Origin of the sequence: Williamsia sp. D3, from assembly GCF_000506245.1 — a bacterium.
GTDB lineage: Bacteria > Actinomycetota > Actinomycetes > Mycobacteriales > Mycobacteriaceae > Williamsia > Williamsia muralis.
The window spans coordinates 147930-168182 of sequence record NZ_AYTE01000031.1 but is presented as its reverse complement, the minus strand read 5'-3'; the positions used below and the strand labels follow the sequence as shown (position 1 = coordinate 168182).

Here is a 20253-nt window from a genome sequence, read left to right as displayed (position 1 = left end):
CTATCTCGTGGTCGATGAGCTTGCGACGCAGCCGGGCAACGAATGCGCGCAACGCCAGAACAACCCGGTCCAGGTGGGTGATCGTCTTATCTCGCTGACGTAGCCGCTCTTTGAGGTCAGCCAGTTCGGCCTCGTAGTCGGCGATGGTCCGTGAGTGGCGGGCTCGAGCCTCGTCGCGTCCCGGTCCCGGGCAGCCTTCTCCTGTTCGAGGTCCTGTTCCAGCTGATCGATCTTCGCGTGGAGCTTGGCGATGTCGTCGAGCTTGACCTTGGAACGTGTCGCCAGGACGCCTGTGATCAGCGCGCCGATGGCCGCGAGGAGCCCACCGAAAGATGCAATCAACTCGGGACTCACTGACCCCGAGTTCACTGACGCGAGCAAATGGGGGCTCACTGAGTCGGAGTTCACCGATGACCCCTTTCCGCGTCGCCCCGGGCGATCGCAATATTGAGTACGGCAACGAACGCCGCATAGGTTCCGTGCACGATCGGCACGGGAGGCTCGGTGAGGAAGGCGGAGAACAGGATGCACCCGCCGTAGAACGCGCCCATCGTTCCTGCCGCAATGTGCGCAGCAACAAACCCTCGTTGACGCACCGCGGCAAGCAGGAGCGCCAGACCAGTGAGCACGAATCCGAAGAACCACAGCGGGCCAACCGATTCCACCCACACCACCGCAGAGACTTGGCCGGGCTGCAAAGGTCGGCGTACCAACTCCTCCGGGGAGATGTACAGCACGCCGACCGTCACGTTCATGCAGCCGGTGACCGCGGCCGCCAGCCGCGCACCGAGCATCAGCCGAGGTAGTGTTCGCGCTCGATGCCGTCCGCAGGCACCTCGATACCGAGCGATACCTTCGGCGTGACCTGGGGCCGGGTGGCGATCAGGGTCAGGAACAACGATGCGGCAGCGAGGATCGCGCCCTGTTGAGCTTCGGTGACCTGAAAGCCGAACGCGACGACCAGGGGAAGACCGGTCTGCACGACGCCGAGGATGGCGGGGAGCACGGTCTCGCGGACACTGATCACCACGATCAGCGAGAGCACCGCGTTGACTGCAGCCTGGATGAGGCCTTGTGTCTCGGTGGTGATGTTGAGACCGAAGGCGACGAGCAGCGCGACCGCTGCCATGATCGCGCCTGCCCAGGCGGCGGGCTCGCGTCCGAAGATGAGGCGGGCGGTAGGGGTGTGTGTGGTCATGACTTCTCCTTGTCGGGGTGTTCGCCGGGCTCAGCGGCCGGCGGGGATGTAGAGCTTGTTCGGGTCGCGCTCGACTTTGAACGTGCCGTCGGGATCGAAAGCGAGCGAACCGTTTTCGAAGTCCTGGACGATGACCTCACCGGCGTTGTACTCGTCCGAGATGGGCCAGCCGAGGTGCCCCTTCTCGGCGCCCTCGAGGTTGAACCAGCGATCACCAATCCGGCCGCGCACCGCGAACCCGGGCTGGCCGTACCGCGCGTAGATGGCGCCACCCTCGAAGCCCTGCGCGTCGCCGATGGCCTTCGCGTCGGGTGCTCCGGGCTTGTCGAAGATGACCGCGTGGTACTTCAGCGGCATGCCAAGGAATCCGGCCTCGAAGTCGTAATTGGCGTAGACCCGCATGATGTTGGCCGGCACCGGGATGGTGCGGTTGACGTCAGCGCGCCAGTAGATGTTGCCGTTCTCGAAGTTGGCGACCTTGCCCTTGATCTTGCGGGTGTCGAACTCGCCAGGCTTGGTTCGCTTTCCGAGCCACGGGCTGAACCCGTAGATCCGGTCGATCTGGTTCTCAGGCGGCTTGGGCGGTGCCTGTGGTGCGCGGAGGCGGGCCTGTTCGGCGGCAATGTCACCGCGGAACTTGTTCATGTCGATGCCGCCCGGATCCCATTTGCCCTGCGCGGCACCGGCCCATTCCTTGTGGCCGATGACGTGGGCGGATGTCTTGCCGAGCCTGTTGAGGATGACGGCGCAGGTCTTGACGTAGGCCCAGTACTGCGCGGCCGACCAGCCTTCGGTGCCGTTGTTCTCGGCCTCGATGCCGATCGTGACGGCGTTCGCATTGTCCCGGGCAATGCCGGGGTAATAGCCGCTGCCGGCGTGCCAGGCGATACCCGCGCCGACAACGAACACCGTGCCGTCGCGTCGCAGGAAGATCTGGGAGCACAGCCCGAGGTCAGGGTGGTTCTGGATCGCGTTCGCGCTCGAGTTGCCACCGGTGTGGTGAGCGACGATGCCCCAGATCTCTCCGAAGTCGCCGTGCCCGATGTCTTTCCAGTCGCCGTACTCAACGACCGTGAGGCCGCCGCGACGAAGCTCGTCGGCGAGCCAGATGGGATCTGCCATGGTCTATCTCCCTTGTCGAGGATTGGGTTTGTTGCGCTGGGCAGCTCGGCGGTCGAGCCACTGACACAGGAGTGCGAGCAGCTCGAATGGCAGCTCGTACAGGCGGTTCACTAGACCGAGTTGGCGAAGGCCCGGGACGTTGCGCCGAGCCCGATGAGGCCGGTGATGGTGCGATCCCACGGGCCCTTGAGGCGCTCGGACTCACCGAGGGTGATCTGCTCGACCATCCGGCCGTCGTTGCGATCGGCGACCGCCACCTTCGACACGTACTGCTCGACGATGTTGCCGTGGTCCCAGAACTGGATCCGATCACCGACGTCGAACCGACGCGCTGTGCCGTTGTCTGCGCCGAAGCTCATGCCGCGGCCGTCAGCACCACCGGAGGTCGCGTTGATGGTCAGCTTCTCGCCGCCGCCCCGCTCCTTCAGACCGGTCATGCCGGTGGCGTACGAGTCGAGCGAGTGCGCCGCAGTGTTGTCGACGAAGTCCTCGGGCCACAGGTCGTCCTCGCCGACGTCGTTGATGAGGTCTTGGTCCCAGAACTGTTGGTAGGCAAAGAAGATGTCGTCGAACAGGTCGCCCACCACCGCGCCGAGGCCGAGGCCTGGAGCGATGAGGTTGAGTAGCAACTGGATGGCGAGGTTCGCGCCGATCTCGATGACGTCGTTGAGGATGGCCGGCGACTTACCCCCGACGATCACCTTGCCCGCTTCCGGGTGTGACTCCTCGTAGTCGTATGAGTCGACCTGACCTGGTGCGTCCGTGCGGAACTGGACCTTGAGGTTGTCGCGCTGCGTCTGCGTGTCGAACACCATGCCCGCTCGGTCCATGCTGTCGGACCACAAACCGTTGTTGATCGGCTTCATCAGCTGCGACAGGTCGAGGAAGTGATCGGACGATGCGTCGATAATCGATTGCAGCGCACCGAGGGTGGACGTGTTGAACACCTTCGGGGAGGTGCCGCGCCCGTCCCACAAATCGACAGAGATGCCCATCTCCAGGCGTTTGACCGTCGGCTCGAACAGGTCTGCACCTCGAGGGAATCGGGCCTGCAGGGCCGCGATCGGATCGGTGACGTCTGCGATGAGGTCGAGTAGGTCGTCGAAACTGTCGATGTCGCTGAGATCTGGCATGGTCCACTCGGCCGGCCAGTGCAGCGGGAGCTTGCAAAATGCCGGGAAGTTGAGCCGCGTCATGTTCTTGGCGAAGTAGTACTTGAACACAGGGTCCGGGGCTCCGACGATGACGTCCTGCTTGCCTGTGAGGCCTACCTGGATCCACGGCGGCAGACCGGGATTGACCCAGGCGAGCCACCGTTGCATCAGGTATTTGTTGCCGATGCAGGTATAGGTGCGCCGTTCTCTTGGGGTCCCACCGGCGATGATGCCGCGCTTCATGATTCGTCCGGTCCATGGCTTTCCGTTACGCATGGTGCGGACATGGAAGCAGCGGCGCTTCACGTCGGTGATCTGCGAGACCAGCGGGTGGTCAGGGTGCAGCGAGAACGCACCTGCGTTCGGTTCGAGACCGAAGGTCCAGTCGAACGCCGCCTCTTGGTAGCCGCCCACCGGCCGCCACTCGATGACCGGATTGTTGCGTCGGCCGATCTCGATGGGGAACGGGGTGACGGGCGTCGTGTTGGGCCGGGCGTACCCCGGCGTACCCATGGTCACAGGGCCGTCTCGAACAGTTGCGGCAGAGTGACTTTCAGCTTCGTGGCTGCTGATGCCCCGGAGCCAGTAAGGGTGATTGGCACATCGTCTGTCTCGGCGGGGACCTGGACATACCAGCGGTTCCCGATCCACGACCGGTCGAGGCCCGCCTGATCGGTGATTGCCCACCAGTTGGGGTCTGTCTCGATCTCCAGCCATTGGCCGGTGGTCAGCGATGGCAGAGACACTGCAGGCTGACCAGCCCATGACAGCGTCGGCGAGGTGATCGGACCATCTAGACGGAAGTGCGGCCACACCGGTTCGGTGCCAAAGTTGGTGATCTTCGCACCTGCGAACTGCGCGACGGTGAACTCCTGCACAACCGGATCGGTCCGCCACCACGTCTCGTCCGACCGCAGGTCAACATCCTCGAACATCCAGCCGACATTCGCCATCTGCTCATAAGGCGACTCGAGCTTGTTGATCCGTCGCATCCACTGATACCGCCCGGGCTCGCCGAGCTCGTTGATGACCTCCAGCTTGAGGAGCAGGCCGCCAGGCAGCAAACTCGTCGCGCGGCCCAGGGTGCGACGCCACCGGCGAAGCAGGTCCATACCCTCGACCTTCGGGACCGGACCCAGGTTCGCGCCCAGCGTGACGACGTTGGGCTTGTCGTTGCGGGCCACGAACGTGACACCGGCTTGGCCGACGCCCTCGTCGGCGTCCTCCACTTCGAAGTCTGCGCCGCCCAGCCCCTTCACGTACTTGAGCCGGACCGGGCACTGAGGGTCGCCGAACTCCCACGTCTCACCGTCGACACCGGTGAGGATGACCAGAGGTCCGGCCATCACCGACCGCTCTTCTGCATGATCATGCTGGCGGGGCCTTCATCCGATTCGACGGTCACGGTGATGTTCTTGCCCTCCCTTACGGCTTGGACGATGGCGTCGAGCTGCTGCGAGATCTGACCGGCGTAGTCGCCGATCACGCCCGACAGACCGGGGATATCGTTGGCGCCCGTGTCGAAAGTGGGAGCGAGGTTGCCCAGATCCAACTTGCCGCTCTGGGTCATGCCGAGGTACGGCGCGATGCCCGAGGCGGCGGTGAAACCAAGGCCGGTGAGCAGCGCGAACGCATCGCTGGCATTACGCGGCTTCATCGCATCGCGGGTGTCAACGGTGTAGCCGCCGAACCCACCCTCACCGAAGCCCTTCACACCCAGGCGCCGGCCGATCTCAGCCAGATGCGCAGTGAACGGGGCCTCTTGGCAGGACTGAGGGGCACGTAGCCTTCGCCGCCCGTTTCGGGCTCGGCCCACACGCGGTAGTCACCCGGGCGTGCGATCTGTGCCTGATGCTCTTCGATCCCACCGTGGGCGAACAGTTTGATCGGCGCGCGGCCACGCATCAGCGGAGAGGTGATCTTGACGCCGCGCCGCTGTCTGCCGGCGGGGCCGCCTCCGCAGGGGTTGACGAGTCGACTGTTGCTGCTGACGTGGCGGATGCGCCGTCGAGCTTGCCTCCGACGACGTAGACCTGCTGCACACCAGCTGGCGCGCCGGATGCTGTTGTCGAACCCGCTCCTGCGGCCGATTGCCGGGCAAGGCTCGCCGCGATCTCCGCATCAGCCTCGTCGGCCTTCGCCGCATAGTTCGATCCGTCCGCGGTGCCAGATCGTTGAACCGCCTGCGCCATCTGAGCTTCGCTCATGCCCTCGGTGTCGCCGACCTTCTCCAGAGCGTCGTAGTAGGCGTTGACCGCGAAGGCGGGGTCCATCCGCTGCTCGCGGGTTCCCCAGCTGTCTCGCTGTTGCAGGATGCCGGCGTTGTCGCCGTCCATCCCGTGATCCAGGTTCTGCGCGTCAGTCTCGGCGAGCGTCGCCATGACTGCGGACTTGATCTCTTTGTCGGACTTGCCCCGGCGCTTACCCTCAGCGACGACCGTGTCGATGATCTTCTCGCGCTCGGTTCGGTTGTCTGCTGCTACCGCGTTCGGGTCCTGTGTTCCCGACGCGCCAGGCCAGTGCCAGACCGACGGGAAGTTCGTCGGGTCCTGCGCGCCCTCGCCGTACTGGATTCCGTTGCCGCCGGACTCAACCGGCACACCGAAGAGGCGGCCGGACATATGACCGTTCTCGCCGCTGCCGTTGTTCGTTCCGATCGTCCAGCCATTGGGGTCATCACCCGGGACCCAGCCCAATGCAGCGAAGTCGCTGTCGGTGGTGAACCGGACCTGCTGGCCGGTGCCCTTCGAGTGAATCTCGGACAGGTAACCGGAGCAGTCGAGCGCGCCGTAGACATACGGCTCGTCGTCGTGGGCCTGGGCGGTGGCGATGGCAGCGTTGCGGTCGAACATGCCACCCTCAGCCATCTTGAAGATCTTGTAGCCGAACCGATCTGCTACCTCGGCGAGGATGTTCGTCGCCCGCGCCCGCTTGGATGCAGCGCCCGGGATGAACGCCTCCCACGGACCCGCGTCGGTCTCGGCCCACTGGACCAATCCGCGTTTGCCGCGAGTGGCCGGCTGGATGATCGCCTGATCGGGGAGTGACCCGTCGATGCCACCCTGGGCGTACTGGCGAATCGAACCGTCGGCGTTCTGATCGCGGGGGACGAGCTGCCCACCGGGGCCGATGCGATACCCGGGGGTGGTCGGCGGCAGCTCGCCTGTCGTGGTCATGTTGAACACGATGTTCTTGACGCCCGCGATGCCGTTGATCGAGTTGTTGAGGTTGTCGATGTCAGCCTTGACCACGGGCGCATTCGAGGTGACGAGGATCGTCTTGCCGTTGTTGGTGACAACTTCGATGCCCAACCGCCGCAGATCCTCCAACACGGCAGGCGCAAGGGGTGATTCGACAACGATGTTCTTGTAGTTGTCGGTGGTTACCTTCGCGCCGATGTTGGTCAGGATCTGCAGCGCCAGCTCACCACCAGGCGTGGTGACGTCAATCGGCTTCTCGCGAGGCAAGGTGTTCAGCGTCTCGACGAGTTGCTCCGACGCGGCGGCCTCGCGGAGGATGGCGGCAGCATTCTCGTCGACCCCGTCACGCATCGAGGTCAGCCCCGGGACGACCGTGTCCGCGATCGTGTTGGCCATGCCATGGAGCGTGTCGCCGGTCTCGTGCATGGTGCTGCGGAAGTTCTTCGCGGACTGACCGGCCTCCTTGAGGAAGTCGCCAACTCCACCCATGCCGGGGATCGCGCCGATCAGTTCACCGAGGACTTCTGTAGCTCCGCCAATGGTTTCCATCATCGTGCCCATGAAGTCGCCAACAGAGGTCGACATCCATCCGAGCGTGTGCAGAGCGCCAGCCGCAACGTTTCCGATTCCGATGCCAAATGTGAGTGCAGCGGAAACGATTTCGGAAAAGAAGAGAATGATCTCGTCTTTGTTCTCGATGAGTCCGGCCGCCATGTCGGCGACTGCGGGACCGAAAGCCTCGGCCATCGATTGCTTGATGCCCATCGTCGCTTCTTCGACGGTGCGGCGCATGCCTTCCCACGTGGTGGACGCGTTGTCGCCCATGGTCTTCGACGCATTACTCAGCGCATCGGCTGACCCTTCGAACTTCTTTGAGGCCTCGGATGGATCCCAACGGGCCATTGTGTCGATGAAGTCACCCGAGGTGTCACCAAGAAGCGCCTGAGCGGCGGCGGCGCGCTTCGCGGGGTCCTCGATCTTGCGGATACTGTCGAAGACTTCATCGAACGCGGCCTCAGCATCCGGTCCACCTTCGACGAACTTGCGGTACATCTCCTCGCCGTTGAAGCCAAGGTCGGTGAACGTCTGGGTAAGCGTGTCGCCCTCTTCCACCACGCGGCGGCCGAACTCGCGGATGGAGTCCGCTGCGCGGTCGGAGTTGTCGGCGCCGTTGTCCATCGACTGGCTGATCAGGCCGAGCGTGAACTCGGCGGAGAAGCCAGTCTGCTTCCAGCCCGCGGAGTACTCAGAGATCGAGTCGATCAAGTCGCCCTGGGCATCGATGCCGAGCTGCTTGGCCCGGACGATCATGTTCGCCGCGTCGTCGATGTCATCGGCGAGACCCGTCTTGACCAAACCGTTGACCGCGCGCAAGCTCTCGCTCGTCTCAGTCCCGAGAACGCCGTTCAGCGTCTCGACCGTGGCGAGGAGGCGTTCCATGTCGGCCTGGGAAGCCGAAGGATCGATCAGCTTGAACTCGGCCAGCGACCGCAGCGACTCCATGTTGCCCTGGACTGATTCGCCCCAGACGTCCATGTACGCCTCGCTGGCGGCACGGCCCATGCGAGCTGCAGACTCGGCGTCGATACCGAGCTGCCCTTGGATGGTGTCCTGGATCTTCTCGCGCTCGGCGCCCTCGGCGATCGCGTTGGCGAGCATCTGGCCGGCCGCGAGGCCGATGGCAGCGACGCCCACGACGGCGGCCGCGATCGGTCCGCCTTTGCCGGCGAGTCCCTTCAGTTTGCCGGCAGCACCAGCGAGGAACCCGCCACCGAAACCGTCGCCGCCCTCCTCGCCGGCGGCAGTCGTCTCGTCGGCACCGGGCAGAGCGGACTCCATGTCCTGACCAGCACGGCGCATGTCATCCGCTGCCTGCTGAGCGACAGCGCCTGCACGGCGCTGTGTGACTGTCAGCTGATCAGTGGCGCGCTCTGCTCGACGAGCTGCCTGCTCGGTCTCACGGTGTGCGCGAGCCATGTTCTCTTCAGCACGGCGCGCCTGAGCGGACTCGTTGCCATACCGCTGGCGCGTCTCAGCCAGACGGTCGACTGCAAGACGTTCTCGATCGGCAGCGTCGACAGCGGCTTGCGCCTGCGTGCGGGCCTGGCGCTGCGCCTTTTCGAGCTCCTTCTGGACCTCTTGGTACGCCGTCGACGTACGCAACGCGGCCCGGCGGACCTGCTCGCTCGACGAGTCGGCGGCCCGACCCATCTGGACAAGGTTCTGCCGGCCAGACTCGAGGCGCTGATCGAAGTCCTCGCCACCGCGGATCGAGATGTCCGCGTAGAGATCTGCTACGCGCTCAGACATCGGCCTTCACTGCTTCACGAGCGGCGTCGGCGTTGCGCTTCTTGTCGCGCTCGGCGCGCATGAAAGCCAACAGTTTGGGTGCGTCGATGCGCTCGGACAGATGCGCGAACGCCCAGTGCGCACGGCCAAGCTCGGGGCCCTGTGGCCCAGAGCAGAAGTGGATGAGCGCGGTGCGGCCCGCGTGGTTGACGTACGGGGCCGGAACGCTGTTCGTCGTCATCTCCATGTAGGCAGGGCCAAGTATTTTCTCGACCTCGGCCTGCTCGAGCTGGGGGTCGAACTCTTCGGATTTGTCGCCCCAGAGGAACGGTCGGATCCGATCAACCTCAGCGATGGGCGGCGCCGGGATCTGGTACACCACGCCGTCAATCGGCAGGTACAGATCGGGGTCGTAGTGCTCATCGAGGTCGTCATACCGAGTTGCCACCAGGGACCGCCTTTCGCGCTTCGATGGTGCGGCGAGCCCGTGAGGTGGGTTCGCCGAGAATGACTTGCAGCCGGACAGCGAGCCACTGCCACGGGCGTTGCTCGAGCACTCCGGACGAGAGATCGATATTCCAGGGGTGCATCTGAAAGTCGATGCAAACTGCGTCCCAGGCGCCGAGGATGTCTGCCCATCGGATGTCGAGGTCGTCATCTTTGGCGGCAGGTTGGTACGCGGGAGCGTCTTTCGCCGGCCGATACCAGAGCCGGTCGCCGTATTCCGGGCGGTATGGGCCGCCGCCGGGGTCCATCTCGTTGATGGTTCCGGGAGGGTCTTCGACGTTCGGGTCGGTGGTGTCGACCATCCACACGGTGGGTTTGCGGCGTGGCGTGGCCACTGGCGGGACGCGATCGGTGGTGGGCTGAAACTTCCACGTTGCCAGCGCATTTGCGGCGCTGTCGGCGAAGTGGGTGATGGCTGTGCGACCTGCGTGAATCGCCTTGAGTTCAGGGATACCGGCGGCGACCATCTCGCCCCACGTGGCACCGAGGAAGCGTTCGATTTCTGCGCGCTCTTCGGTCGATGTCCAGGAGCGATTCTCGCCAGCAAGTCGACGATGTAGCCGCAAGACGGTCAGAGCCGACGGTGGCTCGACCCAGAACTCACGCCCGCCGATCGGCAGGATGAGCCCAGAGTCGAGCCACTCGTCGAACTGGTCGAACAACTACCCGGCCGGCTGACCCTCGGTGGTCGCGTAGACCACCACGTCACCCGGGTCGCCATCGACGATGTCGGTGACCAACAGGGTCGGCACGTTCAGGCCCGCCAGGGCGCCGCCGAACGTGATGCTGTAGCCAGCGGCGTTGCTGCCGGTGACCGTGACGTTGCCATTGCCGATGGCAGGCAGTGCAGCGAGTGCAGTCTGCAGCGCGGCGGCCGTCAGCCCCGAGACCGTCAGCGCGGTTGTGGTGCCCGAGAGCAGCTTCAGCTTGAAGCTGGTCACCAGCTCGTTGATCTGCAGACGCTGGATCTCGTTGACAGCAGCGGCGGTCGGCTTCGCGACAGCCAACCGTCGGCCGTAGCCCGTCAGCGTGATGGTCGCGCCCTGCAGCGATGCCTTCTCGCCACCGGCCGAAGAGAAGTCGACACCGGCCCGACCTTCGTACGAGTCCGGCAGGCCATCGGTGCGCCACCACCGGACGTAGACCAGCTCGTCGCTACCGAGTTCACCGTCGAGTGAGCGGAGCAGCTCGACGCCGGGATCGGGCAGGCCAGCCGCGTCGAGCTTGCGGCCCACGCTGACTTCGAGGCCCCACGACGCTTCGGTCGCCACCTGCTGGGTGTAGTTGCCCGAGTGGTAGTCGCCGCCGTCCTGACGCGTCTTGCTCACAGTCGGGTTCAGCGACTGGATCGAGCGGACGGGGGTCCATGGGTCAGACGGGCTCTTGCGGACGTCCATTCCCCAATGTCTGGCGAGAGTGACATCGAGATCAGAGGTGTCCGTCGGCTGCTTTGGTGCAGTCATTTCAACTCCTTGGGTTGAGGGTTATGCGGTAGTCGTCGGGACGCATCCAGCGGCCGTTCGAGTCCTGGGTGGACGGCGCCCGCACAATGCGGCGGACATCAATGACCCGGATGCCACCGGGCCAAACTTGGGGGCGGTACTGGTGGTCGGGCACGTGCAGGTGCATGTACACCGCGTCCGCGTGATCGCTGACGGACGAGGCGGTCTCACCGACGGCCCGGAAGCGGAGCCGGATGTCGATGTCCGGGTTGTACTCGTCGCGGTCGCGTCGGTCGGCCAGGATCTTCACTGCGAGCGCAGTGTCGGGATCGGGAGGCAGATTGCCGTCGATGAACGCTGGCAAGGTGGGATCGTCAGCGCCATACGGCTCGGTCAGGCTGTAGCGCACCAAGCCGAGTGCGGCGAGCCGCTGGGCCAGCGAATCGACCAGTTCGCCCTCGGTCGGTTCGCTCATCGGCCCAGGCTCCTTCGGATCTCGTCTGCAAGGATCTGCTCGATGCGCGGGGCTGCCGTCTCCGTCGCTTTCAGGAGGAACAGGCGCTCGCCGTTGTCGTGGCGGTTCTTCTTGCTGTAGTGCTGGCGCACTGCGTATTCCGTGTTGAAGCTGACCCGGATCGAGTCGTCGTCGAGGAGGTCTTCGCGAACGGACTCGTCGAGGGCGCCCGTCTCGTCGGGTGACAGCGCTTTGGCCTCATCGGCGAGAACCTCGCCAGCGCGACGCAGGGCGCGTCTACGTCGCCCGCCACCGAACGATGGCCAGGCCCGGAAGCTGACGGGCATCAGACGAGCGAAACCTGGTAGTACGCAGGCATCCCGGGGATCTTCGTGTCGTGCAGCCCAGCGATCTCGACAGTCGCCTCCGCGCCGCCGAGTTCGGCAGGCAGGGTGACCTTCGACCCCACGGGGATATGCGGGGTATCGGCAGCCATCGACGCTGTTGCGATCGACATCACCTCACGCCCATCTGCGTCGGTCGCGAGCTGGCTGACCATCCGAATACGCGAGAGCACGGTCACTTCTGGCTCGAAGGTTGACCCCTTCGCGGTCTGACCGCCTTTGCGTCGAATCTTCAGCGGCCAGGTGTAGAACACCGCCAACGGATCGGTCACAGCGAGTACCTGCGGAGGACGTGGCCGTAGGCACCCATCAGCCCTCTCCGAATCCCTGCCGAGTCACTGTCGCCGTAAGTGATTGCTGCGCCGTCCAGCGACGCCGACTTGATGGACGACACGCCCGAGCTGGCCCGGGCCCGGTCTCGCAGGATGTCAGCGACCACCGCGATGATCGACGGGGGAGTGGCCTGCAACCCGTGCGCCAGAGTCACTTTCACGGCCCGGAAGCCGCTCGGCCAGTTGCATGCCCGGTACAGCTGGCCAACCTCGGACCAGGTCCAGTCTGTGATCGGAACGTCGTTCTTGTCGGTGATCAGGGTCGGCTCGCTGATCAACAGCGACGGCAGCGTGAGCAACGCGCCGCCGTCGCTGTCGACGACCAGCGTCTCGGACTTGCGAGGGGCAATGTGCCACCCGCATGCGCCCCGCACGTCGTCACACGCGGACTCCAAGTCGGAGTCTTCGACCGTCAGACCGTCGGGCAGATCATCGGGAGTGACGAGCGGGTCGTAGTCCGAGAAGTCGATCACTTGGTGTCCGACCCCGCGGCCTTGTTTGCCGGGGCAGTGCGAGCCTTGTTCGCGGTCTCGGACTTGGCCTTGGCGGCGGCCTCGGCCTTCTCCTTGGCTTCGGCGTCCGCCTTGGCGCGTGCTTCGGCCTCGGCTTCGGCGCGTCGTTCTGCCGCCTCGCGCTTTGCCTCGACGGTGTCCGACTTCTTCAGACCACGCAACTTGGCGTCTTCTTCCGTCAGCTGCAGGGTGGCCGGATAGCCGTTGATCTCGACTTCGTAAATGTCCAGCATGTGAGCCTCCTCAGGCTGTGGAGCCCCACTCGGCCGGCGAATGTCACCACCGGCCGAGCGGGAGCTGATCAGTGCCATCAGGCAGCGATGTCGACCTTGACGAACGCGGTCGGTCGGGTGACAGCGAACGCCAGGCGCTCCTCGGCGAGGATCGCGACCAAGTTCCGGATGAAGAAGTCCGCGTGCGAGTCGGTCATGGTGACCGTGGTCTGCTCGCGATCCCACACGACGGCCTTCGAGAAGTCGCCGAGGAGTGCCTCACCGGCACCCTGGGTCTCGGACTCGACGACCGGCAGGCCCCACAGGGTGCGCTGGCCGATGACCTGCGGGCCGCCGTAGCGGTACACGCCGTTGAGATCCTTGGCCAGGTCGATGACCTCAGCGTCGGACGGGTTGACCACGATCGCGGTCGGGTTGACGCGGCCGACCGTGCGGGCCTTGGTGATGGCCTTGCGCACGGATTCGAACAGGTCGGTCGAAAAGGCCTGGGTCTGCACGCCGGACCAGTTGTTGATGCCGGTGAAATTCTCGCCGGAACCGTTGCCGTTGAGGATCTGGCCCTCTTCGGCCTCTGCGACATCCAGGCGCAACTCGTCGTTGATCAGACCCTCGAGAGCTGCGACGTCGGCGAGGGCGCGCTTGGTGGCCGGCACCCACTCGGCGATCGTCTTGACGACGGCGGTCTTGCGCTCGTACGCCCAGGCACCCTCGGGCTTGTAGCCGCCGTTCGGGTTGTTGATCAACGGACCGGACAGGGCCGAGCCGGTGGTGGGCGGAGCCGAGCTGGTCGCCTCGGGCACCACCGCGGCGGCGTTGGTGTGCGAGGTCTGCGCGACGTACTCGACCGTGTCAGAACCTGTGCGGCGCACCGACACCAGATCGCGGATCTTGAGTTCCTTGCGACCCAGGGGCTCGATGATCCCGGTCTGCTCGTTGACCACGAACGCGCCCGCCGAGGTATCGGCGCCACCAACGAACAGGCCCTTGACCTGAATCGGCGAGGTGTGCACGCGCGAACCCTCGGGGATCCGACCGTCCTTGAACTGCTCCATTGCCGACTTGAACTGCGTCGACTCGACAATCTGCAGGCCGAGCGACTTTGCGCGCTCGCGGGGTGGGAGCGTCTGGCCGTCCTGCGACTCCAGGTCGCCCTTGGCATCCGGACCGATGTCACCGGCGAGGGAGAGTGCGGCGTTGATGACATCTTCGTCGGCCTTGGCGGTCTTGAACTTCTCGACGAGTTCGGAACCCTTGGCGAGCGCGTCGTCGAAGTCCTTGCGCTCGGTCTCGGTCATGTCGCGGTTCTCCGCGGCGGCCTTCTCCGCGATGCCGCGAGCGGACTTCGCTGCGGCCTCGGCCGCTTCCTTCAGTTGTACGAGTCGTGTCTTCATGATTCTCCTTGGTGAGGTGTTATGCGCTCGCGGCCAGATCCAGCTCGAGCGCGTCCAACTGCGCCAGGGAGACGGACGAATTGGGCGTGGTCACACCGGCTTTGGTGCCGGGGACGGTTCCCTTACCGCTGGTCTGGTCCTGGTCTTCGTTCTCGTCCGACGAGTCATCGTCGTCGGCCGGAAGTATTGATTTCAGAGCGTCGAGACTGTCCTCGAGACGCTCGATCGTGTCGCGGATGACGGTCTCGTTCTTGGCCGAGAGCGCCTTGCCCGCCTTCATGCGCAGTGCGTCGGTTGCCGACTTCACTGCCAAGACCTCGGTCTCTTGGTTCGCGCCCAGCGGCACGACAGACACCTCGTGAATCTTGAGCTTCTCGAGTGACCAGTAGCCCGGGGTCACGGTCTTGGTACCGTCGCCGTTGTCCTGGTACTCGGCCTCGACGTAGGTTTCCTTCTCGACGTCGAACGCGAATGACATCTGAGCCACGCGGCCGGACTTGAGTAGCCGGTACACCTGGGCCGACTTCGGGGATTCCAAGTCGAGTACCGCGTGAACCTTCAGACCGCGGTCGTCCTCTTCGGACTCCTTGACGAAGCCGAGGTTGTAGTCCGGGTCGGCGAAGTTGTGACCCCAGAGCAGGGGGATTGGGTTGTCGCTCTTCGCCCAATCGGCGAGCGACTCGGCGAACGCGCCCTTCTGGACAACCTCGCCGTAGCTGTCGCGGTTACCGAACACCGAGGCGTAAGCGATGAACTCACCCTCCTCGAGTCCAGCGTCCGCGCCTGCCTTGAATCGAGCCTTGACGTTGATCTGACCGGGGCCGGCCGTTCGAGTCTTCATTCGTCCTCCTGGTCAGGGTCGACGTCCTCATCGGGCTCGTCATCAGGTGTGGGCGCCTCTTCGGCGGGGATGGGTTCCTGGGTGCCGTTTTGGGTGACGTTCAGCGGGCGAATCAGCTCGTCGCCACCGTCGATGGGTGCTCGGTTGTCCAGGGCGCGGGCCTCGTTGATGGTCATGTACGGGCCGCCGACGGCCGCCATGACCGACGCGGCGCGCTGCTCGAAGTTGCCAGACAGCTTCTCGCGCAGGTTGAACTCGACATACAGTTCATCGGCCTCATTCGGCGCGAGGTCTGGAATCAGTTGCAGTGCAATCTCGTCGACGATCATCGTGAGCCACGGACCGAGGGTGTCCTGGTAGAGCATCTTGTGCTGCTCGGTGATGTTCGAGAACGTCGCTTTGTCGAGAATTCCGATCATCGGCGGTGGGATGAAGTACGCCGCGGCGACCTCTTCACGGGTCAGCTTGCGGCCCTCGATGTACTGCAGGTCCTTCGACGATTGGTTGGCATCGACGAACTTCATGCCATCTTCGAGAATCGGTGTGCCGCCGGCCTCCGCGCCACCCCGGGCGTACTGCGCCTGCCAGGACCGCCGGAACCGTTCACGTGCCTCCGCGCTCCATTTCGAGCCTGAGACGTCAGCGGGGCGCTCGAGGTAGCCCGAAACTCGCGCACCTTTGTCGAGAACCTCTGCTCGCGCCTTCGATGACAGGTGCTCTTCGGCGAGAATCTGACGCAGTGACTCCAGCGGCGACTCGCCGTAATCAGTTGAGCCGCCGTAACCACGGAAATAGACCAGCTGCTCACGACCCAAGACCTTCTTGCCTTTACTGCCCTTGAGTTCGAACTTCTCCGGGGTCAGCCAGTTGTCGCCCAGCGGGGTGATCATCGCCGGCGGCACCCGCACCAGTTGCGGCTGAGCAGCCGTGCCCAGCTTGAGGAGATAGCCGCGGTCGTAGATCCCAAGATCGTGGACGAGCGCATCGAACAGCCGGTACTTTGTCGTCACTGCGTTCGGCTTCCACAGCACCCGCGCCAGTGGGTGGTCCATACCCAGACGCTCGCGGTCGGTGTCACCCTTGCGACGGAAGGCGTGGATGCCCAGCTGCCCAATGTTGCGCGCCAGGAACGACACCGCGGTCCGAACCGAGCGTTGCTTCCGCCACATCTCGTAGTAGTCGACAGCCAAGTCGTTGGCGAACGTGACCGGCGTTGACAAGTTGAGGGTGGTCGCAGACGGCAGCGATGGCCTTGACAGACCCTGCAGCGAACCTTCGGACACGATGAACGACATCAGGGCGCCTGGATGTAGTCGATGTGATCGCGATCCACGAGGATCGCACCATCAGCCGGCACCGGCGCCGACGCGCCAGGCTCGATCACCGCGGCACTCTTGAGAACCAGTCGGTCCGGATTCTCGGTGGTCACCACACCCGTGACTGCCGTACCGGACTTGAGGTTCACAACAACGCGTTGCAGAACGACCAAGGATGGCTCATGCGCTGCTTCCAGTGCTAGCGCCTGCCGCCGCTCCCGTCGGGAGTAGGCCAGCGTCGCGACGCCGACAACTGCAGCCATCACGGCCCAACTGGCCACCACTGCAAGAACTTCGAGCACCAGGTCTCCTCACACGATCATCAGGTCGTTGTCTTCGTAGGCACTCTCGACATCAGGTGCAGCCTCGATCGCCCGGGCGAGGCCCATGATCAGTGAGACGACCGGGTCGATCTTGTCGGCCGCATCCTTCTTCGACGGCTTCACGTTTCCGGCGTCATCGAGCACCACTGCGAAGTTGTCGACCGTCCAGCGCACCAGCGGGTTGCCGCCGTGCCGCAGGATCGGAACCTCAGGCGTGCCCTGCAGCGACAGCCGTTGCGTCTCCTTCGTCGGGCCGGACATCGATGCGAAGCCCTGGCCCATCGCGACCATCGGAGCGCCGTCGGCAGTGAGGTCGTTGACGAGCTGGGTGGCATTCCATCGGTCGTAGGCGATCTCCTGGACGTCGAAGAAGTCCGAGTCGCGTTTGATCTGGCCCTTGATGAAGTCGTAGTCCGCGACGTTGCCCGGGGTGACGGTCAGAATGCCCTGCTTCGCCCACACCGACGCCTCGCCAGCGGTCCGTGCGTCCAGGTCCTCAAGGTTCGCTTCGGGAGTCCAGACGCGCCACACGAGGTCAAACCCGCCGCGCTCCTCGTCCGGCAGCACCCAACACAGCGCCGCCAGGTCCGACGTCGACGCCAAATCCAGTCCGCCATAGGCAGTGCGGCCCTTCAGCCGGGTCTCGTCGACGATCGACGCGTTGTCGTCCCAGGCCTCGAGCTTCAGGTACTTCGTGTCCTGCTTGGTTCGCCGGCCAATGTGTAGCCGCAGGTAGCTCGCCATGTCGGCCGGTGAGTTCCGTGCCTTCGTGGCAGCGTCCCGCAGGTACGCCCTGGTCGGCGAGATCCCATATCCGGGATTCGCAGCGCGCTGCGCCTCTTCACTGAGCGGGTCCATCTCCGCAGGCGCCGCGAACACCACGCCGTACGTCGACGGATCCTTCAGCGCGCCCCGGGCGAGCTGCTCGATCATCGTCCGCTTCCGGTCATACGGCGTGTGCCGCTTGCCCGAGTCCGCGGTGGTGATGAACAGGATCAGCGGCTGAGAGCGAGAGCCCGTGCCGGTCTCGATCGCCTCGACCAAGTCGTAGGTCTTGTGCAGGTGCAGCTCGTCGACGATGCCGCCGTGCAAGTCGGCGCCGTGCTGCGCGTCGCCCGCCGAGGCCACCGCCTGGAAGTAGCTGCCTGACTTCGGATGAGTCACCTTGCCGGTGAACGTCTTCGTGTACGGCCGCAGCGCGGGCGACTTCTCGCAGATCAGCTTGATCGGGTCGAAGACGAACTGCGCCTGTTCCTTCCGCGTCGCCGCGGCGATCACCTGAGCGCCAGCCTCACCGTCAGCACACGTCAGGTACAGGCCAATACCGCCGGCCAGCGTCGACTTCCCGTTCTTTCGCGGCAGGTCCACGTACAGCGTGCGGATGATCCGAACCAGGATGCCCAGATCCTCGTCCATATGGACCCAGCCGAACGTCGGTGCCAGAACGTACGCCACCTGCCACGGGTCAGGCTTGAGCGGCTTGCCCGCCAGCCGGCCCTTCGTGTGGCGCAGTAGCCCGAACGAGGTCAGCACCTTGTCCACCCGGGCCGCATCGAACCGAGCGCCAGGCACATCCCGAGGCTCGGGCGTCTTGATCAGCGGCGGACAATCCGGAAGGGGAATGCCACGACTCGCCAGATACCAACCGACCTCGGGGGAGATCTTCAGCCGGTCGAGCTCCTCGAGATCAAGCTCAGGCGAAAGGGTTGGCGTCTTCGTCATCCGGCGCCCCTTCGACCGCACCGAACGCCGCCGACAGCTTCCCTTCGGCCGATGGAGTCAGCCCGAACTCGCCGGCCCACATCCGCAACTGCTGAGACGCGCGCTCAGCCACCGCCATCGCCGGATTCTTGGTCATCCAGGTCGTCTCAGTCCCGTCCTTGCGAAGCGAGTGGTTCTTGACGACGATCCCGTTCTTGCGGACCTCTTGGATCGCGTCCTTGTACGTCGCCCACGTCTCGCAGTACGCCGTCAACGATGCGCGATCCTCTTCCTTCGTCAGGTCCAGCCGAGACAGGCCAGGCACCACGCGCTTCCACTCCGCCTTCGCCTCGCGAGACAGCCAGGTCGGCGGCTTCGGCGGGATGCGTCGGAAGTCGGGAGGGGGCGCGACCGGCCGGCCACCGCTATCGCGACCCTCGGCCCTGCCGTTCAGGAGCTTCAAGCTCGGAGGTGCAGCCGCTGGACCAGGCATCATGCACCTCCTCGACGAAAGACGTTGGTTTTCAGTGACTTTCGTGTCTGAAAGTCGTTGCGCTGGTGCGCATTCCGGGATACCCCCCATGGCGCGCAACATGAGCGGCAAAAAAGAAGACCAACCAGTCGGGCTCCACCTTCACCCCGGCTAGAGATCTCGACCCCCTACCCCCCGCTGGGCTTCTGACCTGGTCTTTTGCTCGTGGTGGGGAGTGCAGAGGGATTGGTAGTTGGCGAAGTCGTACTTGGCTCCGCCGGCCTTGACGTTGACGATGTGATCGCCTTCGGTGGCGAGTGCTGTGCAGCCTGGCCATTGGCAGATGGGGTGTGCTTCGAGCTGGGCGGCTCGCATGCGTTGTTGCCGGCGGCTGGTGCCGCTGTTGCCGTAGCTCGATCCTTCCCATGCTGGTTTGCATGGGCATCGTCCGTTGGCTGGTGCGGGCTTGCGGCAGCGGTTGCAGACGCGTGGTGGTCGGGTTGGCATCAGGCAACGATGGACATGGGGTCGACGCCGCGTTCCTTCATGGCTCGGGCTGTCTGTGTGTCGAGCCTGGGCTTCCAGTCGGGGCCCATGATCTTGATGAACGTCTCGCGTGCGTCAGCGACAGCACGCACCAGCTGGTCGCGCTTGCGTGGCTTACCGCCAATCGCCTTGATGTGCTGGATGCGGGGGAGTAGCAGTCTTTGCAGTTGCTCGAGCTGTGCTCGGTCGCCTTGCTCTTCGACTGCGCATGCAACGCCAGCGATGAGGAGGCGGAACTCGGCCATGATGTCGGACTCGGGTAGGCGCTGGGTCACTGCTCGGCCCCGCACGTGGTGCAGGTCTTCAGGTCATCGCTACCGATCTCGGGTGTGTCGACCCAGCTGTGCTCGATGAAGGGCGACGTCGAGCAGTCCTCGCCTCGGTACACCGCGGCCTTGGCCACCAGCTCGTCATAGCTCATCGCTTGCTCACCTTGTCGGGTCGCCAGTTGTCGAGGTTGCCGGCCACGATGGCGCTCTCGCCGTAGATCGCGGCGAGCTGGTCGAACGCCTCGCTCGTGGTGCCTGGTGTTGCCGTGATGGCGTCGAGGACGGGGAGTGGATCAGCACCTGGTGTGGGTACGACCTGGAAGCCGATGGTGCGTTCGTTGGTCCACAGGGTTCCGTGGCACAGGCCTCGCACGATGACCCATCGGCCTGGGCCTGTGCGTTCGGTGGGCTCGGCGAAGCGGGAGCAGAGGTCAGCCATCACGCCGCTCCTCTCGTGGGGGCCTGATCGCAGCGCGCAGCGTCACCCTCGCCCTGAAAGGTGAGGGTTCGGACGGGCCGGTGCATGACCGGTGTCGCAAGGGGTGGG

The 20253-nt window shown here is 64.8% G+C and carries 26 protein-coding genes; all 26 read right to left on the bottom strand.

From position 1 onward, the window contains the following. The 26 genes from W823_RS48900 to W823_RS48790 all read right to left on the bottom strand — a co-directional run bounded on the left by W823_RS48900 (position 1) and on the right by W823_RS48790 (position 20145). A complete protein-coding gene (locus tag W823_RS48900) occupies positions 1 to 408 on the bottom strand; it encodes a LapA family protein (protein ID WP_023960609.1) in 408 nt (135 codons plus the stop codon). After that, positions 405 to 794, bottom strand: coding sequence for a hypothetical protein (locus W823_RS48895; RefSeq protein WP_023960607.1), 390 nt, complete (start codon positions 792 to 794; stop codon positions 405 to 407). Before W823_RS48895 ends, W823_RS48900 begins: the two co-directional genes overlap by 4 nt. Further along, positions 794 to 1198: a hypothetical protein gene (locus W823_RS48890; protein ID WP_023960605.1), complete on the bottom strand. Its 405-nt coding sequence runs from the start codon at positions 1196 to 1198 to the stop codon at positions 794 to 796. Before W823_RS48890 ends, W823_RS48895 begins: the two co-directional genes overlap by 1 nt. A gap of 30 nt (positions 1199 to 1228) precedes the next feature. Next, positions 1229 to 2320, bottom strand: coding sequence for an N-acetylmuramoyl-L-alanine amidase (locus tag W823_RS48885; RefSeq protein ID WP_023960601.1), 1092 nt, complete (start codon positions 2318 to 2320; stop codon positions 1229 to 1231). A 110-nt stretch (positions 2321 to 2430) separates the two neighbouring features. Next, positions 2431 to 3987, bottom strand: a complete 1557-nt coding sequence (locus tag W823_RS48880) for a hypothetical protein (RefSeq protein ID WP_031332849.1) — start codon at positions 3985 to 3987, stop codon at positions 2431 to 2433. Between the two features lie 2 nt (positions 3988 to 3989). Continuing rightward, positions 3990 to 4820 carry a hypothetical protein gene (locus W823_RS48875; protein WP_023960595.1) on the bottom strand — a complete coding sequence of 277 codons (831 nt, stop codon included), beginning with the start codon at positions 4818 to 4820 and terminating at the stop codon, positions 3990 to 3992. Beyond that, on the bottom strand, positions 4820 to 5188 hold the full coding sequence (locus tag W823_RS48870; protein ID WP_023960593.1) for a hypothetical protein: 369 nt from the start codon (positions 5186 to 5188) through the stop codon (positions 4820 to 4822). Before W823_RS48870 ends, W823_RS48875 begins: the two co-directional genes overlap by 1 nt. Beyond that, positions 5185 to 5379: a hypothetical protein gene (locus tag W823_RS48865; RefSeq protein WP_023960591.1), complete on the bottom strand. Its 195-nt coding sequence runs from the start codon at positions 5377 to 5379 to the stop codon at positions 5185 to 5187. Before W823_RS48865 ends, W823_RS48870 begins: the two co-directional genes overlap by 4 nt. Then, a complete protein-coding gene (locus W823_RS48860; protein ID WP_023960589.1) occupies positions 5379 to 8984 on the bottom strand; it encodes a phage tail tape measure protein in 3606 nt (1201 codons plus the stop codon). The genes W823_RS48865 and W823_RS48860 overlap by 1 nt, the downstream gene beginning before the upstream one ends. Further along, positions 8977 to 9411, bottom strand: coding sequence for a hypothetical protein (locus tag W823_RS56770; RefSeq protein WP_023960587.1), 435 nt, complete (start codon positions 9409 to 9411; stop codon positions 8977 to 8979). The genes W823_RS48860 and W823_RS56770 overlap by 8 nt, the downstream gene beginning before the upstream one ends. Further along, a complete protein-coding gene (locus W823_RS48850; protein ID WP_023960585.1) occupies positions 9395 to 10132 on the bottom strand; it encodes a hypothetical protein in 738 nt (245 codons plus the stop codon). Before W823_RS48850 ends, W823_RS56770 begins: the two co-directional genes overlap by 17 nt. Then, on the bottom strand, positions 10133 to 10933 hold the full coding sequence (locus W823_RS56765; RefSeq protein ID WP_152538121.1) for a phage tail tube protein: 801 nt from the start codon (positions 10931 to 10933) through the stop codon (positions 10133 to 10135). A 1-nt stretch (position 10934) separates the two neighbouring features. After that, on the bottom strand, positions 10935 to 11387 hold the full coding sequence (locus W823_RS48840) for a minor capsid protein (RefSeq protein ID WP_023960581.1): 453 nt from the start codon (positions 11385 to 11387) through the stop codon (positions 10935 to 10937). Then, the gene (locus W823_RS48835; protein WP_023960579.1) at positions 11384 to 11713 is read right to left on the bottom strand and encodes a hypothetical protein; all 330 of its coding nucleotides are present in this window, start codon (positions 11711 to 11713) and stop codon (positions 11384 to 11386) included. The genes W823_RS48840 and W823_RS48835 overlap by 4 nt, the downstream gene beginning before the upstream one ends. Continuing rightward, positions 11713 to 12042 (bottom strand): hypothetical protein, encoded by a 330-nt coding sequence (locus tag W823_RS0130085; RefSeq protein ID WP_023960577.1) that lies wholly within the window; start codon positions 12040 to 12042, stop codon positions 11713 to 11715. The genes W823_RS48835 and W823_RS0130085 overlap by 1 nt, the downstream gene beginning before the upstream one ends. Then, positions 12039 to 12575 (bottom strand): hypothetical protein, encoded by a 537-nt coding sequence (locus W823_RS0130080; protein WP_023960575.1) that lies wholly within the window; start codon positions 12573 to 12575, stop codon positions 12039 to 12041. The genes W823_RS0130085 and W823_RS0130080 overlap by 4 nt, the downstream gene beginning before the upstream one ends. Further along, a complete protein-coding gene (locus W823_RS48830; protein WP_152538120.1) occupies positions 12572 to 12847 on the bottom strand; it encodes a hypothetical protein in 276 nt (91 codons plus the stop codon). Before W823_RS48830 ends, W823_RS0130080 begins: the two co-directional genes overlap by 4 nt. Positions 12848 to 12924: 77 nt before the next feature. Continuing rightward, on the bottom strand, positions 12925 to 14238 hold the full coding sequence (locus W823_RS48825) for a phage major capsid protein (protein ID WP_023960570.1): 1314 nt from the start codon (positions 14236 to 14238) through the stop codon (positions 12925 to 12927). A 19-nt stretch (positions 14239 to 14257) separates the two neighbouring features. Further along, on the bottom strand, positions 14258 to 15079 hold the full coding sequence (locus tag W823_RS48820; RefSeq protein ID WP_023960568.1) for an HK97 family phage prohead protease: 822 nt from the start codon (positions 15077 to 15079) through the stop codon (positions 14258 to 14260). Beyond that, a complete protein-coding gene (locus W823_RS48815) occupies positions 15076 to 16374 on the bottom strand; it encodes a phage portal protein (protein WP_023960566.1) in 1299 nt (432 codons plus the stop codon). The genes W823_RS48820 and W823_RS48815 overlap by 4 nt, the downstream gene beginning before the upstream one ends. Then, positions 16374 to 16697, bottom strand: a complete 324-nt coding sequence (locus W823_RS58980; protein WP_023960564.1) for a hypothetical protein — start codon at positions 16695 to 16697, stop codon at positions 16374 to 16376. Before W823_RS58980 ends, W823_RS48815 begins: the two co-directional genes overlap by 1 nt. 9 nt (positions 16698 to 16706) lie before the next feature. Then, positions 16707 to 18440 carry a terminase large subunit gene (locus W823_RS48810; RefSeq protein WP_023960562.1) on the bottom strand — a complete coding sequence of 578 codons (1734 nt, stop codon included), beginning with the start codon at positions 18438 to 18440 and terminating at the stop codon, positions 16707 to 16709. Next, entirely contained in the window at positions 18412 to 18912 is a 501-nt protein-coding gene (locus W823_RS48805) for a phage terminase small subunit P27 family (protein WP_031332842.1), read from the bottom strand. The genes W823_RS48810 and W823_RS48805 overlap by 29 nt, the downstream gene beginning before the upstream one ends. Positions 18913 to 19397: 485 nt before the next feature. Continuing rightward, positions 19398 to 19712 (bottom strand): hypothetical protein, encoded by a 315-nt coding sequence (locus W823_RS48795; RefSeq protein ID WP_023960557.1) that lies wholly within the window; start codon positions 19710 to 19712, stop codon positions 19398 to 19400. Continuing rightward, positions 19709 to 19858 (bottom strand): hypothetical protein, encoded by a 150-nt coding sequence (locus W823_RS58205; protein ID WP_023960555.1) that lies wholly within the window; start codon positions 19856 to 19858, stop codon positions 19709 to 19711. The genes W823_RS48795 and W823_RS58205 overlap by 4 nt, the downstream gene beginning before the upstream one ends. Next, positions 19855 to 20145: a hypothetical protein gene (locus tag W823_RS48790; protein WP_023960553.1), complete on the bottom strand. Its 291-nt coding sequence runs from the start codon at positions 20143 to 20145 to the stop codon at positions 19855 to 19857. Before W823_RS48790 ends, W823_RS58205 begins: the two co-directional genes overlap by 4 nt. Positions 20146 to 20253 lie beyond the last annotated feature (108 nt).

Excerpts from the sequence above, each read along its gene's own strand:
- W823_RS48820 (WP_023960568.1), bottom strand. The coding sequence starts at position 15,079 with ATGAAGACTCGAACGGCCGGCCCCGGTCAGATCAACGTCAAGGCTCGA.
- W823_RS48805 (WP_031332842.1), bottom strand. The coding sequence starts at position 18,912 with ATGCCTGGTCCAGCGGCTGCACCTCCGAGCTTGAAGCTCCTGAACGGC.
- W823_RS48885 (WP_023960601.1), bottom strand. The coding sequence starts at position 2,320 with ATGGCAGATCCCATCTGGCTCGCCGACGAGCTTCGTCGCGGCGGCCTC.
- W823_RS48865 (WP_023960591.1), bottom strand. The coding sequence starts at position 5,379 with ATGCGTGGCCGCGCGCCGATCAAACTGTTCGCCCACGGTGGGATCGAA.
- W823_RS48810 (WP_023960562.1), bottom strand. The coding sequence starts at position 18,440 with ATGACGAAGACGCCAACCCTTTCGCCTGAGCTTGATCTCGAGGAGCTC.
- W823_RS48895 (WP_023960607.1), bottom strand. The coding sequence starts at position 794 with ATGCTCGGTGCGCGGCTGGCGGCCGCGGTCACCGGCTGCATGAACGTG.
- W823_RS48830 (WP_152538120.1), bottom strand. The coding sequence starts at position 12,847 with ATGCTGGACATTTACGAAGTCGAGATCAACGGCTATCCGGCCACCCTG.
- W823_RS48835 (WP_023960579.1), bottom strand. The coding sequence starts at position 11,713 with ATGCCCGTCAGCTTCCGGGCCTGGCCATCGTTCGGTGGCGGGCGACGT.
- W823_RS56765 (WP_152538121.1), bottom strand. The coding sequence starts at position 10,933 with ATGACTGCACCAAAGCAGCCGACGGACACCTCTGATCTCGATGTCACT.
- W823_RS58205 (WP_023960555.1), bottom strand. The coding sequence starts at position 19,858 with ATGAGCTATGACGAGCTGGTGGCCAAGGCCGCGGTGTACCGAGGCGAG.
- W823_RS48875 (WP_023960595.1), bottom strand. The coding sequence starts at position 4,820 with ATGGCCGGACCTCTGGTCATCCTCACCGGTGTCGACGGTGAGACGTGG.
- W823_RS48860 (WP_023960589.1), bottom strand. The coding sequence starts at position 8,984 with ATGTCTGAGCGCGTAGCAGATCTCTACGCGGACATCTCGATCCGCGGT.
- W823_RS48880 (WP_031332849.1), bottom strand. The coding sequence starts at position 3,987 with ATGGGTACGCCGGGGTACGCCCGGCCCAACACGACGCCCGTCACCCCG.
- W823_RS48890 (WP_023960605.1), bottom strand. The coding sequence starts at position 1,198 with ATGACCACACACACCCCTACCGCCCGCCTCATCTTCGGACGCGAGCCC.
- W823_RS48815 (WP_023960566.1), bottom strand. The coding sequence starts at position 16,374 with ATGTCGTTCATCGTGTCCGAAGGTTCGCTGCAGGGTCTGTCAAGGCCA.
- W823_RS48840 (WP_023960581.1), bottom strand. The coding sequence starts at position 11,387 with ATGAGCGAACCGACCGAGGGCGAACTGGTCGATTCGCTGGCCCAGCGG.
- W823_RS48790 (WP_023960553.1), bottom strand. The coding sequence starts at position 20,145 with ATGGCTGACCTCTGCTCCCGCTTCGCCGAGCCCACCGAACGCACAGGC.
- W823_RS48825 (WP_023960570.1), bottom strand. The coding sequence starts at position 14,238 with ATGAAGACACGACTCGTACAACTGAAGGAAGCGGCCGAGGCCGCAGCG.